This is a genomic window from Pseudomonas sp. 7P_10.2_Bac1, assembly GCF_025465935.1.
Lineage (GTDB): Bacteria > Pseudomonadota > Gammaproteobacteria > Pseudomonadales > Pseudomonadaceae > Aquipseudomonas.
The window spans coordinates 104,189-116,763 of the sequence record NZ_JANLNV010000068.1; the positions used below are offsets into that span (position 1 = coordinate 104,189).

The following is a 12,575-nucleotide window of genomic DNA, read 5'->3' on the forward strand; positions in this document are numbered from 1 at the left end:
TCTCTAATCAAGAGCAACCCTCACCCTAGCCCTCTCACGAAGGAGAGGGAACCGATTGGGGGATACTGAGGATACTCGGTGGCCTGTTTGCTACGCGACAGCGCGGCGTCGTAGACGGGGCGGCTGCTCCTAGGGGAGTTGCAGGCCGCCTGACGCTTTGTGAATCGCGCGCAGGTGGTCGCCGATCTGTTTGACGTTGTCTTCAGTGGCGGCAATTTCTGCTGCGCGGGCGGGTTCGAGGAGGCTGCGGACTTCTTTGTCCAGGTCGCCGGTCAGGCGTAGCAGCTGTTGCTGGCGCTGGGTGCTTTCTGACTCGAGCATTTCCCATTCTTTTGCCTGGGGCAGGCCATAGCCGCTGCTGCCGAGCAGTTCGGCCGGACGGCTGAGGAAGCCGCTGCTGGCGAGAATCTCTTGCAGGGTTTTATTGGCTCTGTCCATGCCGCCATCTTTGAGCCCGCGTGCGCCCAGGTATTTTTGCTTGACCTCGTCCTGGGCCAGCAACAACTGGCGACGGAAGCTCGCCTGCTCAAGCAGCAACAATGCCGCACTGGCGCGCAGGTCGGCTTTCTCAAACCACGGCCGGCGTTCGTCGGCATTCAGGGCCATCCAGTCTTCCACGCTGGTCTGTTTGATCGGCAGGCGGGTTTTCAACACGTCGAACATCGCTTGGTAGCGATCGCGGTAGGAGTCGAATCGATAGCCCAGGCGCAATGCCTCCCGCGGGTCGTCCAGTACGCTGGTGTCTGCCAGGCCGCGGGCCTTGAGCACCTCCAGCAGGCCATTGGGCACGATGCTGTCCAGGCCTTTGAGTTGGGCGTTGTCGCTGCCGCTGCGCAGCAGTTTCAGGGTTTCGACGGCGCAGTTGTTGGATACAAAGTAATAGTTGCCGTCGTAGCTCCAATGCATCTCGGCGGCATGTTCAACCACTTCTTCGATTTCCGGGCGGGTCAGGTTGAGTGGCACGGAGGCGAGGCTGCGCAGTTCGGTCTTGGTGTATTCGTCGATCACTTGCGCCAAGGGCAGTACAAACAGGCGCGACGGGTAGGCGCCGGTCAGACCATCCCAGCTTGAAAGCTGTACGTCGTTAACAAAAGCCCGGTAAGACAGCACCAAATGTTCTTGCAGGTCGAGTCGGCAGTCCGGGCCGCGTGGTCGGCCGGGGGCACAAATCACCAGGCGCAGCATGCTGTGGCCCCAGCGGCTGGCCCACTCCTGGTTGGCTTCGGCCAGTAGGTAGTCGACGGCGTACACGCGTTCCGGGTCAACGGTGCCCAGCGGCTGTTTGGCAAAGTCGTTGCCAGCGTTCAAGAAGGGAAAGCTTTTGGGGCATTCGTCTTTGGCGGCGGGAGCCCAGCCGAAATGGTCTTTGTAGTAGCGGTAGAGTGCCGGGCGTCGACAGGCGTAGGCGGGGTCGAGGAGGAAGTACTCCATGTTGACCGCGACGAATTCTTTAGGGTTGGTGACTTCGTACAGATCGGGGCTGCGCACGATCTGGTGGTTGTCTTGTTCGCGTTCACCACGGCGGCCCACGTATTGCTGCCAACCGGCCAGGTCGAGCAGACGCGGATCATCGCTGAGAGTAAAGCGGCGTTCGGTCTGGCCACGGCATTGGTCAGGCAGGCCGATCAGCCCGGTGCTGTTGCTTTGCCGTGTGCAGCGCTGGATCAGCGTGCGCTCGGCGGCAGGCCACAGACGGGCGCGGTCATAGAGGTGCGTCAGCTCGTGCAGAACGGTGGCGAGCATTTCCTGGCGTACGGTGCCATGGGGGCGGTTGGTTGTTTGCGTCGCGGCCGAACCGTCGGTCAGGCTGGCCAGCAGGTTGCGATTCAAGTCCAGCTCAGAGACCAGTGAGGCTTGCCCGTAAGCGTTGCTGGGCATGTCATCGCTCCAGCCGACAACGATCTGGCGGTCCAGTTGCTCGATGAAGCGCGGAGGCAGCTTTTGCATGGCTTCATCGAGCAGTGCCTGGCTGGCGTGCTGCTCGGCTGGGGACAGCCCTTCTGTCTTGAGTTGCAGATGCAGGGCGGCATGCGCGTTATTGGCAAGTAGCAGAAGGGCGCATGCCGAGAGCCAGCCAGACAGTTGTTTCACAGCGCGAGGATAGCTTCGGCGAGGTCGTGGTCGCTGGCGTTACGCGCTTCAGGTAGGCGATCACGCAGGGTGTTGAAGGCGGATTCCAATTGCACACCGCGAATAGAGCCTTCGCTGGCAACGAATGTGGCGGCGTCATCGTGGGCTGCCCGCACGACTTTAGCGTCGCGAATGGAGGTGGTGGTGTCAGAGGTGAAATCGATGGAACGCCCAAACGCGCGCACGATGATGTTACTGGTCTGCACAACGGTCTGTGCCTGCGCCACATCGGCAAGCAACAACAGGCCAAGGGTGGCGACAATTAAGGGGCTACGCATGAAACATCTCCAGAAAACGCGGGTATTTATTGGACGAGAATTGCTTGTGCCAGTTCAAGGTCGGAGGCATTCAATTTTGGCTCGGTCTGGCGCAGATAACGCAAGGCAGATTCCAGCTGCGCGCCTCGTAGTTGACCGTTGCTGGCTATAAAGACGGCAGCATCATCCTGGGCGGCACTTATCAGTTTGTGATCGAAGGGCGCGGACGTCACTTTACTGGTGACGTACCCAGTGAGCACGGTATTTTGCGTGGTTGTGTCGAAGGCGAGGGCTGATTGAGTCCAGCAGAGGGCAAGCACGACTAATAAAGGAAAGCGCATGGGTCTCGTTCTGTGTGATCGAGGCCCAAGGCTAGCGTAATGGTCAGGTCAGAACCAGTACGTGGCGGGATCTTCATCTTTGACGCTATCCCTGTAGGAGCGGGCTTGCTCCCACAGGTCATCAAACATCAGATCGCCAGGATTGCCTGCGCCAGTTGGGCATCGCTGGCTTGCAGTTGAGGGGCTTGCTGGCGAATGGCGTCGAAGGCGCTTTCCAGTTTCACACCGCGGATCACGCCTTCGCTGGCGACAAAGCTGGCAGCGTCGTCGCGGGCTTCGCGCACGATTTTGTTGTTGCGCAGCGAGCCGGTCGCATCGGAGGTCAGGTCGGAGGTCGCTTTCAGTGCGCCCACGATGGCATCTGTTGTCACGAGAAAGCTGGAGGCGTTGGCGCTGGCAGCGAGTGTCAGCAAGGCGGCAGCGCTGAGCAGGCGGAGAGTGGGCATGGTGATACTCCAGAAGAGGTTCGTATAAAAATAGTCGGTTATGGGGCGAATAGTAGGCGCAGGACGGCGTGTCGCATAGGTTGTTTTGCCCTGCGGTGCAGACATGATGCTCTGGATCAGGCTTTTCGATAATTGTACTGGTGATTTTTGGTTTTGTTAAAACTGTACTTGTCGCACGTCTGGCGTGCTAAATCAGCTGTTCAAAACGACAAAACCCGTCGGCGGTTATCCGCGACGGGTTTTGTTTTTTCAATTCTGGGTGCTGGCGGTGGACCGATGGTCAGGGCCAGCGAGCGCTCGTTAGCGCCAGAACGGCTTGCTCAGCTCTTCGTAGCGCTGTGCTTCGCTAATACCGGCATCAGCGAGAAGGCGCGAGTCCAGGCGAGCCAATTGATGGCGGCTGGAGATACGGCGCTGCCACAACATCAGGTTGGCAAGTACGCGCAGAGGCAGGGAAGCCTGGGTGTTTACAGCGTTGCTTTCGGTGAACAGATCGGAACTGAGTGTACGTTCCATGATGGCATCCTTCCGCTTGTGGCGGCATTGGCTAGTGGTTTAACTGATGCCAATGATCCTCCTCTGAGTCCAGAGTCTGTAGATACAGTTCATCTGTATTGCGATGGGCCAGTTAACTGTTTATAGAGGCTGTACGGCCAAAAACGTGCACAACTGTACCTGTCGGCACTGAGTTGGTGCATTTTTGATCATTTTGATGAGGCTAACCCCGGGTTATGGGGTAAAAACACCAGTACAGCAGTACAGTTTTTGTTGGATGAGCACAAAAAAGCCGCCGCAAAAAACTGTGTTTTCTGCGGCGGCTGTCTAGACCGCCTGTTACGGCAGCATTTTCCCGGTTTCTTCCAGGTTTACATGCCAGCTCAATGCTTCGCGCAGGATGTGCGGGGTGTGACCGCCAATGGCGCAGGCTTTGGTGAAGTAGTCATTCAGCGCTTCACGGAAGTCTGGGTGCACACAGTTATCGATGATCACGCGGGCACGCTCACGCGGTGCGAGGCCACGCAAGTCTGCCAGGCCTTGCTCGGTGACCAGGATGTCGACATCGTGCTCGGTGTGGTCAACGTGGCTGACCATCGGCACAACGCTGGAGATAGCACCGTCTTTGGCGATCGACTTGGTCACGAAAATGGCCAGGTGTGCGTTACGTGCGAAGTCGCCCGAGCCACCGATGCCGTTCATCATGCGTGTACCGCAGACGTGGGTGGAGTTGACGTTGCCGTAGATGTCGAACTCCAGCGCGGTATTGATCCCGATGATACCCAGGCGGCGTACCACTTCCGGGTGGTTGGAGATCTCTTGCGGGCGCAACACGAGCTTGTCTTTGTAGCGCTCAAGGTTGCCGAAGACGTCGGAGTTGCGACGTTCAGACAGCGTGATCGAGCTGCCCGAGGCGAAGCGCATTTTGCCTGCGTCGATCAGGTCGAAGGTCGAGTCCTGCAGTACTTCGGAGTACATGGTCAGGTCTTCGAACGGCGAGTCGATCAGGCCGCACATCACCGCGTTGGCGATGTTGCCAATACCGGCTTGCAACGGACCAAGTTTGTTGGTCATGCGGCCTTCATCGACTTCTTTCTTGAGGAAGTTGATCAGGTGGTAAGCGATGCCAGCTGTTTCGCTGTCGGGCTCGGAAACGGTCGAAGGTGAGTCAGCCTTGTTGGTGATTACGATGGCGACAATTTTCTCGGCCGGGATCGGGATGGCAGTGCTTCCGATACGGTCATCGACTTTCACCAACGGGATTGGCGTACGGGTCGGACGGTAGGTCGGGATATAAATGTCGTGCAGACCTTCCAGGTTCGGGTTATGCGCCAGGTTGATCTCAACGATCACTTGTTTGGCGAAAATCGCGAAGCTGGCAGAGTTGCCCACCGACGTGGTGGGTACGATGTGGCCTTGCTCGGTGATCGCAACGGCTTCAATGACGGCGATGTCCGGCAGCGTGAGCTGCTTGTTGCGCAGTTGCTCCACGGTTTCGGACAAATGCTGATCGATGAACATGACTTTGCCGGCGTTGATCGCCTTGCGCAGTGTGTTGTCGACCTGGAACGGCATACGACGTGCGAGTACGCCGGCTTCGGTCAATTGCTTGTCGAGGTCGTTGCCCAGGCTGGCGCCGGTCATCAGGGTGATTTTCAGCGGCGATTGCTTGGCGCGCTCGGCCAACGCTTGTGGCACGGCTTTGGCTTCACCGGCACGGGTGAAACCGCTCATGCCAACGGTCATGCCGTCTTTAATAAGGGCGGCGGCTTCTTCGGCGCTCATAACCTTATCGTGCAGGGAGTTCAGACGAATACGTTCACGGTACATGGATTGTTATCTCGGGCAACGGAAGCAAGATGCGCAGTCTATTCATTTTCAAAGCGCGGCGTCCCGCTACCATGGTCGAATGCCGCAGGCCGATTTAGAGCCTTTGGTCGGGTTCATTCAGGGAATAAAAAACCCCGGCTGATCAAGTGCCGGGGTTCTGGGTGTTACAAGGCTGCGATGTTACTCGACGGCTTTGACCATATCTTCAATAACTTTCTTGGCGTCACCGAAGACCATCATGGTTTTATCCAGATAAAACAGTTCGTTATCCAGGCCTGCATAGCCGCTGGCCATAGAGCGTTTGTTAACGATAACGGTCTTGGCTTTATAAGCTTCGAGGATCGGCATGCCCGCGATCGGCGATTTCGGATCGTTCTTGGCCGCCGGATTGACCACGTCGTTGGCGCCGAGCACCAACACGACGTCGGCCTGGCCGAACTCGGAGTTGATGTCTTCCATTTCGAACACTTGGTCGTAAGGCACTTCTGCCTCGGCGAGCAGTACGTTCATATGGCCGGGCATACGACCCGCCACCGGGTGAATCGCATATTTGACGGTCACGCCGCGGTGGGTCAGTTTTTCGGTCAGCTCTTTAAGTGCGTGCTGCGCCCGCGCTACGGCCAGGCCGTAACCCGGAACGATGATCACGGTGTCGGCGTTGGTCAGCAAGAAGGTGGCATCGTCAGCCGAGCCGGATTTGACCGGACGTGCTTCTTGTTTGCCGGCAGGGCCTGCATCTGCTGCGCCGCCAAAGCCGCCCAGGATCACGTTGAAGAACGAGCGGTTCATTGCCTTACACATGATGTACGACAGAATGGCGCCCGACGAACCGACCAGCGAACCGGCGATGATCAGCATCGAGTTGTTCAGCGAGAAGCCGATACCGGCCGCCGCCCAGCCGGAGTAGCTGTTGAGCATCGAAACCACGACCGGCATGTCGGCGCCGCCAATCGGGATGATGATCAGCACGCCCAGTACGAACGCCAGGGCCAGCATCAGTGCGAAGGCATTGAGGTTGCCGGTGAGCATGAAGGTCACGCCCAGACCCAGTGTCGCCAGGCCCAGGACCAGGTTCAGCTTATGTTGGCCGCTGAACTGTACCGGTGCACCCTGGAACAGGCGGAACTTGTATTTACCCGACAGTTTGCCGAAGGCGATCACAGAGCCCGAGAAGGTGATGGCACCAATTGCGGCGCCCAGGAACAGTTCGAGGCGGTTGCCGGCCGGAATGGCGTCACCCAGGTGTTTGACGATCCCCAGCGATTGCGGCTCTACCACGGCTGCAATGGCGATAAACACGGCTGCCAGGCCGATCATGCTGTGCATGAAGGCGACAAGCTCTGGCATTTTGGTCATTTCGACGCGCTTGGCCATGATTGAGCCAGCGGTGCCGCCGATGAGCAGGCCTACTATCACGTAGCCGATGCCGGTGGTCGCAATTTCGGCGCCCAGTTTGTAGACCAGCCCGATGGTAGTCAGCACGGCCAGGGCCATGCCTAGCATGCCAAACAGGTTGCCGCGCCGCGAAGTAGTGGGGTGCGACAGGCCTTTTAGGGCCTGAATGAAACAGATCGATGCAACCAGGTAGAGAACAGTGACCAGGTTCATGCTCATGGCTTGCGCACCTCTTCTTTAGCTTTGGGTGCTTTTTTCTTGAACATTTCCAGCATGCGCCTGGTGACCAAAAATCCACCGAATACGTTAACAGCAGCCAAGGCGACGGCCAGGGTGCCCATGGTTTTGCCCAGCGGCGTGACCGTGAGCGCGGCAGCGAGCATGGCGCCAACGATCACAATCGCGGAAATGGCGTTGGTCACGGCCATGAGCGGGGTGTGCAGTGCGGGGGTGACGTTCCAGACCACGTGGTAGCCGACATAAATAGCCAGCACAAAAATGATCAGGTTGTAGATACCGGGGGAGATGAGCTCTTCCATTATTTTTATCCTCAGCCGTTTTTGCGCAAAACTTGACCGTCGCGGCACATCAGGCACGCGGCGACGATGTCGTCTTCAAGGTTGATCTGGAACTGCCCTTCAGGGGTGAAGACCAGCTTGAGGAAGTCCAGCAGGTTGCGGGCGTACAGTGCTGACGCATCTGCCGCCACCAGCGCCGCTAAGTTGGTGTGGCCAACAATGGTCACGCCATGCTCGACCACGACCTGATCGGCCACGGTCAACGGGCAGTTGCCCCCTTGAGCGGCGGCCAGGTCGATGACGACGGAGCCAGGCTTCATTTGCGCGACAGTGTCGGCGCTCAGCAGCACAGGTGCCTTGCGGCCGGGGATCAGTGCGGTGGTGATGACGATATCGGCTTGCTTGGCGCGCTCGTGCACGGCCTGGGCCTGGCGCTGCATCCAACTGGCAGGCATCGGGCGTGCATAGCCGCCAACGCCGACCGCGCATTCACGCTCTTCGTCGGTCTCGTAAGGGACGTCGACGAACTTGGCGCCCAGCGATTCGATCTGCTCTTTTACCGCAGGCCGCACATCCGATGCCTCAATGACCGCGCCCAATCGCTTGGCTGTCGCAATGGCCTGCAGGCCAGCAACGCCTGCGCCGAGAATCAGCACGCGGGCAGCTTTTACTGTGCCAGCGGCGGTCATCAGCATGGGCATGAAGCGCGGATAGTGATGAGCGGCCAACAGCACGGCTTTGTAACCGGCGATGTTGGCTTGGGATGACAGCACATCAAGACTTTGCGCACGCGAGGTGCGCGGGGCGGCTTCCAGCGAGAAAGCGGTGATCCCACGCTCGGCCAGTTTGGCAATGGTTTCATTGTTGAACGGGTTGAGCATGCCGATCAGCACGGCGGCGCTGTTGATCAGGGCCAGTTCGCTGTCGTTGGGGGCAACTACTTTGAGGATCAGCTCGGCGCCAAAGGCGTCTGTGGCGCTGCCAATGGTTGCGCCTGCGGCTTCATAGGCGCTGTCAGTCACGCTGGCATTTATGCCTGCGCCGCTTTGAACAGTCACCTTATGGCCTTGGCCGATCAGCTTCTTGATGGTTTCCGGGGTTGCAGCAACCCGCGTTTCACCCGTTTGGGTTTCGAGAGGAACACCAATGTGCACGTCATATCTCCTGCGTGATCTTTTATAAGAAAGCCAGCGCACTACGGATGGTGCGGCTGGGGCGGCCGATCAGCACGATCCCACCAAATATTGGGTGGGGCGCGGCATTCTGCTGGCGATTTTTGGGGCTTTCAAGAACTTATGGAGGGTGACGTATTTTTTACTACAAGTCATGCAGTGACCGAATGTCGCAATGATCGGCTGTAGGCCTTTATTTACAAGGCCTCTATGATTTTTAGGCTGTTTTGGAGTTTTTTTCACATTTCTTTTGGTTATCGCTGCATAACTTTGAGAAATACCCTGCAGGCCACGTGGTTACTGGCTTTCAGGTTTGTCCAGTTAGACTTAAGTCAAGCGTGCAAAATAGCGACATTTGCGTATATCTGTAGTTGTTTTTTGGGTGTTGCTACATGGAATTAAAGGGGGGAGGTTTTTCACTCAAATCAGGCTGTAAGCCTCGGCCTGCTTGATCAGCCAGTCGCGGAAGGCTTTTAGTGATGCGGACTCAATTTTGCGTTCCGGGATCATTAGGTAGTAAGCCTTGTTGCTGGGCAGTGTGTGCGGGTTGGCGATGACCAGGCGTTTTTCGGCTAATTCGCGTTGAATCAGGAAGGGAGGGATCAAAGCGACCCCCATTTCGTGTAGGGCGGCTTGGGCCAGCATCGAAAACAGTTCGTAGCGCGGTCCGGTCATGTCGCGCGGCACGTTCATGTCTTGTGCGTTAAACCATTGGCGCCAGGCGTAGGGGCGGGTGGTTTGTTGGAGCAGCGGGAGTTCGGCCAATGCCTGGGCACTGAGGCTTTGCTGTGTGCCCAGGAGTGATGGGCTGCAGACGGGGAGTGGGTTTTCACCCATCAGGCGGTAGGACGATGTGCCGGACCAGTCGGCATCACCAAAGTAGATGGCCGCGTCGAAGTCGGTGTCGGCAAAAAGAAACGGGCGCGTACGGTTGGTCAGGTTGACGGTGACGTCGGGATGCTTTTGCTGGAAATCCTTGAGGCGAGGTAATAGCCATTGCGTGCCGAAGGTGGGTACGACGGCCAGCTCAATGGTATTGGCGCCTTGCTGCCCCATCACGGACAGCGTGTCGCGTTCTACAGCATCCAGTTGTGTCGCAACTCGGCGGCTGTAGGAAAGGCCTGCTTCTGTCAGTTTCACGCCGCGTTTTGAGCGTCTGAAGAGTTCTACGCTGAGGAATGCTTCAAGGCTGGCGATCTGTCGGCATATAGCTCCTTGGGTGAGGGATAGTTCGTGTGCGGCCTTGGTGAAGCTTTCATGGCGTGCTGCCGCTTCAAAACTGATCAGGGCTGCTGTGCTGGGGATTTTGCGACGCATGTACGGCTTCCTCACTAAAGGGGGGCATAAGTAGCGTTTTTAATCGTCACGAAGTGAGAAATTATCACAACGGCGTGCTGAATCCTCGTTTGTGCTTCTGATAGGAGGCGACCTAGGATCGGTGCACGACATTTGATCTATTTCGCGAGGGTTCTTTCATGGCGGGTAAAGCAAGCTTCAACTGGGTTGATCCACTGTTGCTGGATCAGCAGCTCACTGAAGAAGAGCGCATGGTGCGTGACAGTGCTGAGCAGTTTGCTCAAGACAAGTTGGCGCCACGTGTTCTGGAAGCTTTCCGTCATGAGCAGACTGACCCGGCGATCTTTCGTGAGATGGGTGAGACGGGGTTGCTGGGGGCGATGATCCCTGAGCAGTACGGCGGCAGTGGCTTGAACTATGTCAGCTATGGCTTGATTGCCCGTGAGGTTGAGCGCGTTGACTCGGGTTACCGCTCGATGATGAGTGTGCAGTCTTCCTTGGTCATGGTGCCGATCAATGAGTTCGGTACGGAGGCGCAAAAGCAGAAGTACCTGCCGAAGCTGGCGTCAGGTGAGTGGATTGGCTGTTTTGGTCTGACGGAGCCCAACCATGGTTCTGACCCTGGTGCGATGATCACTCGTGCGCGCTCGGTGGATGGCGGCTACAGCCTGACGGGCAGCAAAATGTGGATCACTAACAGCCCAATCGCGGATGTGTTTGTGGTCTGGGCGAAGGACGATGAAGGCGACATTCGTGGCTTCGTTCTGGAGAAAGGCTGGAAAGGTCTCAGCGCCCCGGCGATTCACGGCAAGGTTGGCTTGCGTGCATCGATCACGGGCGAAATCGTGATGGATAACGTGTTTGTGCCACAAGAAAACATCTTCCCGGATGTTCGCGGTTTGAAAGGTCCTTTCACCTGTCTTAACTCCGCTCGCTACGGCATCTCTTGGGGCGCATTGGGTGCGGCAGAGTTTTGTTGGCACACGGCGCGTCAATACACGCTGGATCGTCAGCAGTTCGGGCGGCCATTGGCGGCGACCCAGTTGATCCAGAAAAAACTGGCTGATATGCAGACCGAGATTACGTTGGCCTTACAGGGTTGCCTGCGCTTGGGGCGGATGAAGGATGAAGGAACCGCAGCGGTCGAGATTACGTCGATCATGAAGCGCAACTCGTGCGGCAAGGCCCTGGATATTGCGCGTATGGCGCGGGACATGCTGGGTGGTAATGGTATCTCCGACGAGTTTGGGGTGGCGCGTCATCTGGTCAACCTGGAAGTGGTGAACACCTATGAAGGGACGCATGACGTGCATGCTTTGATTCTTGGGCGTGCGCAGACGGGCCTTCAGGCGTTCTATTAACAGGAGCTTGGCTCATGGGTGCTTTATCGCATTTGCGGGTGCTGGATTTATCGCGAGTACTGGCTGGCCCATGGGCGGGGCAGATTCTAGCGGACCTTGGCGCTGAGGTGATCAAGGTCGAGCGCCCGGGTAATGGCGACGACACGCGCGCCTGGGGGCCGCCCTTCCTTAAGGATGCTTATGGTGAGAGTACGGGGGAGGCGGCTTATTACTTGTCGGCTAACCGTAATAAGCAGTCGGTAACCATCGATTTCACCAAGCCTGAAGGGCAGCGCCTTGTGCGGGAGTTGACGGCGAAGTCCGATATCTTGATCGAGAATTTCAAGGTGGGTGGTCTGGAGGCGTATGGGCTGGATTATGCGTCGCTGAAGAAGGCCAATCCTCAGTTGATCTATTGCTCTATTACTGGCTTTGGTCAAACGGGGCCTTATGCCAAGCGGGCGGGCTACGACTTCATGATTCAGGGGTTGGGTGGGTTGATGAGCCTGACCGGTCGGCCTGAGGGTGAGGAGGGCGCGGGTCCGGTCAAGGTCGGGGTCGCACTGACGGATATTCTGACGGGGCTTTATTCGACGGTCGCCATTTTAGCGGCGCTTGCGCATCGTCAGCTTGATGGTGGTGGGCAGCATATCGATATGGCGTTGCTGGATGTGCAGGTGGCGTGCCTGGCGAACCAGGCCATGAATTACCTGACTACGGGCGTATCGCCCAAGCGCCTGGGTAATGCGCACCCTAATATTGTGCCGTATCAGGATTTCCCTACGGCGGATGGCGATTTTATTCTAACCGTGGGCAATGACAGTCAATTCCGCAAGTTTGCGCAGGTGGCTGGGCGGCCGGAGTGGGCGGATGATCCACGCTTTGTCAGTAATAAGCAGCGGGTTGCTAACCGTTCTGTCCTGGTGCCGCTCATTCGGCAAGCAACGGTCTTCAAGACAACGGCGCAGTGGGTGGAGCAGTTAGAGGCGGTGGGCGTGCCGTGTGGGCCGATAAATGAGCTGGCACAGGTGTTTGCCGATCCGCAGGTGCAGGCGCGGGGGTTGGCGCTTGAGCTTCCGCATGCGTTGGCGGGTTTAGTGCCGCAGGTTGCAAGCCCTATCAGGTTGTCTGAAACGCCGGTGGAGTATCGTCGGGCGCCGCCATTGTTGGGCGAGCATACTGAAGAGGTGCTGGAGCGGGTGCTTGGGTTGGGAGCGGTTGAGTTGGGGCTTTTACGCCAAGCCAGTGTGTTGTAGCTATATAGAGGGGGCGTTAGCCCCCTCTATATAGCTACATCTCTGCTGAAAAGACGTTAATTGATAGATTTGCTTAATTAGCGCTTGACTCGTTGTTCT

General features: G+C 57.6%; 12 protein-coding genes. 2 read left to right on the forward strand and 10 right to left on the reverse strand.

The features are described 5' to 3' along the window. Nucleotides 1-129: 129 nt before the first annotated feature. The 10 genes from NTD86_RS14615 to NTD86_RS14660 form a co-directional block, all read right to left on the reverse strand. Nucleotides 130-2,091 carry a DUF4105 domain-containing protein gene (locus NTD86_RS14615; protein WP_262203225.1) on the reverse strand — a complete coding sequence of 654 codons (1,962 nt, stop codon included), beginning with the start codon at nt 2,089-2,091 and terminating at the stop codon, nt 130-132. After that, on the reverse strand, nt 2,088-2,408 hold the full coding sequence (locus NTD86_RS14620; protein ID WP_262203226.1) for a DUF2388 domain-containing protein: 321 nt from the start codon (nt 2,406-2,408) through the stop codon (nt 2,088-2,090). Before NTD86_RS14620 ends, NTD86_RS14615 begins: the two co-directional genes overlap by 4 nt. Nucleotides 2,409-2,434: 26 nt before the next feature. Further along, nucleotides 2,435-2,728 carry a DUF2388 domain-containing protein gene (locus NTD86_RS14625; protein ID WP_262203228.1) on the reverse strand — a complete coding sequence of 98 codons (294 nt, stop codon included), beginning with the start codon at nt 2,726-2,728 and terminating at the stop codon, nt 2,435-2,437. 128 nt (nt 2,729-2,856) lie between these two features. Further along, nucleotides 2,857-3,174, reverse strand: coding sequence for a DUF2388 domain-containing protein (locus tag NTD86_RS14630; RefSeq protein ID WP_262203230.1), 318 nt, complete (start codon nt 3,172-3,174; stop codon nt 2,857-2,859). A 300-nt stretch (nt 3,175-3,474) separates the two neighbouring features. Next, nucleotides 3,475-3,690, reverse strand: coding sequence for a DUF1127 domain-containing protein (locus NTD86_RS14635; protein WP_262203231.1), 216 nt, complete (start codon nt 3,688-3,690; stop codon nt 3,475-3,477). Nucleotides 3,691-4,008: 318 nt separating this feature from the next. Further along, nucleotides 4,009-5,499, reverse strand: a complete 1,491-nt coding sequence (locus NTD86_RS14640; RefSeq protein WP_262203232.1) for an acetyl-CoA hydrolase/transferase family protein — start codon at nt 5,497-5,499, stop codon at nt 4,009-4,011. A 180-nt stretch (nt 5,500-5,679) separates the two neighbouring features. Beyond that, nucleotides 5,680-7,113: an NAD(P)(+) transhydrogenase (Re/Si-specific) subunit beta gene (locus NTD86_RS14645; protein ID WP_262203233.1), complete on the reverse strand. Its 1,434-nt coding sequence runs from the start codon at nt 7,111-7,113 to the stop codon at nt 5,680-5,682. After that, on the reverse strand, nt 7,110-7,433 hold the full coding sequence (locus NTD86_RS14650; RefSeq protein WP_003438157.1) for an NAD(P) transhydrogenase subunit alpha: 324 nt from the start codon (nt 7,431-7,433) through the stop codon (nt 7,110-7,112). The genes NTD86_RS14645 and NTD86_RS14650 overlap by 4 nt, the downstream gene beginning before the upstream one ends. Nucleotides 7,434-7,444: 11 nt before the next feature. Continuing rightward, the gene (locus tag NTD86_RS14655; protein WP_262203235.1) at nt 7,445-8,566 is read right to left on the reverse strand and encodes a Re/Si-specific NAD(P)(+) transhydrogenase subunit alpha; all 1,122 of its coding nucleotides are present in this window, start codon (nt 8,564-8,566) and stop codon (nt 7,445-7,447) included. A 438-nt stretch (nt 8,567-9,004) separates the two neighbouring features. Further along, the gene (locus NTD86_RS14660) at nt 9,005-9,901 is read right to left on the reverse strand and encodes a LysR family transcriptional regulator (protein WP_262203236.1); all 897 of its coding nucleotides are present in this window, start codon (nt 9,899-9,901) and stop codon (nt 9,005-9,007) included. A 158-nt stretch (nt 9,902-10,059) separates the two neighbouring features. On the opposite strand from NTD86_RS14660, the gene NTD86_RS14665 reads away from it, so the two are divergent. Then, on the forward strand, nt 10,060-11,241 hold the full coding sequence (locus tag NTD86_RS14665; protein ID WP_262203237.1) for an acyl-CoA dehydrogenase: 1,182 nt from the start codon (nt 10,060-10,062) through the stop codon (nt 11,239-11,241). A gap of 14 nt (nt 11,242-11,255) precedes the next feature. Continuing rightward, nucleotides 11,256-12,476 (forward strand): CaiB/BaiF CoA transferase family protein, encoded by a 1,221-nt coding sequence (locus NTD86_RS14670; RefSeq protein WP_262203238.1) that lies wholly within the window; start codon nt 11,256-11,258, stop codon nt 12,474-12,476. Nucleotides 12,477-12,575 lie beyond the last annotated feature (99 nt).

Coding starts and splice junctions, on each gene's coding strand:
- NTD86_RS14620 (WP_262203226.1), bottom strand. CDS start 2,408: ATGCGTAGCCCCTTAATTGTCGCCACCCTTGGCCTGTTGTTGCTTGCC.
- NTD86_RS14660 (WP_262203236.1), bottom strand. CDS start 9,901: ATGCGTCGCAAAATCCCCAGCACAGCAGCCCTGATCAGTTTTGAAGCG.
- NTD86_RS14625 (WP_262203228.1), bottom strand. CDS start 2,728: ATGCGCTTTCCTTTATTAGTCGTGCTTGCCCTCTGCTGGACTCAATCA.
- NTD86_RS14650 (WP_003438157.1), bottom strand. CDS start 7,433: ATGGAAGAGCTCATCTCCCCCGGTATCTACAACCTGATCATTTTTGTG.
- NTD86_RS14640 (WP_262203232.1), bottom strand. CDS start 5,499: ATGTACCGTGAACGTATTCGTCTGAACTCCCTGCACGATAAGGTTATG.
- NTD86_RS14670 (WP_262203238.1), top strand. CDS start 11,256: ATGGGTGCTTTATCGCATTTGCGGGTGCTGGATTTATCGCGAGTACTG.
- NTD86_RS14630 (WP_262203230.1), bottom strand. CDS start 3,174: ATGCCCACTCTCCGCCTGCTCAGCGCTGCCGCCTTGCTGACACTCGCT.
- NTD86_RS14635 (WP_262203231.1), bottom strand. CDS start 3,690: ATGGAACGTACACTCAGTTCCGATCTGTTCACCGAAAGCAACGCTGTA.
- NTD86_RS14645 (WP_262203233.1), bottom strand. CDS start 7,113: ATGAGCATGAACCTGGTCACTGTTCTCTACCTGGTTGCATCGATCTGT.
- NTD86_RS14665 (WP_262203237.1), top strand. CDS start 10,060: ATGGCGGGTAAAGCAAGCTTCAACTGGGTTGATCCACTGTTGCTGGAT.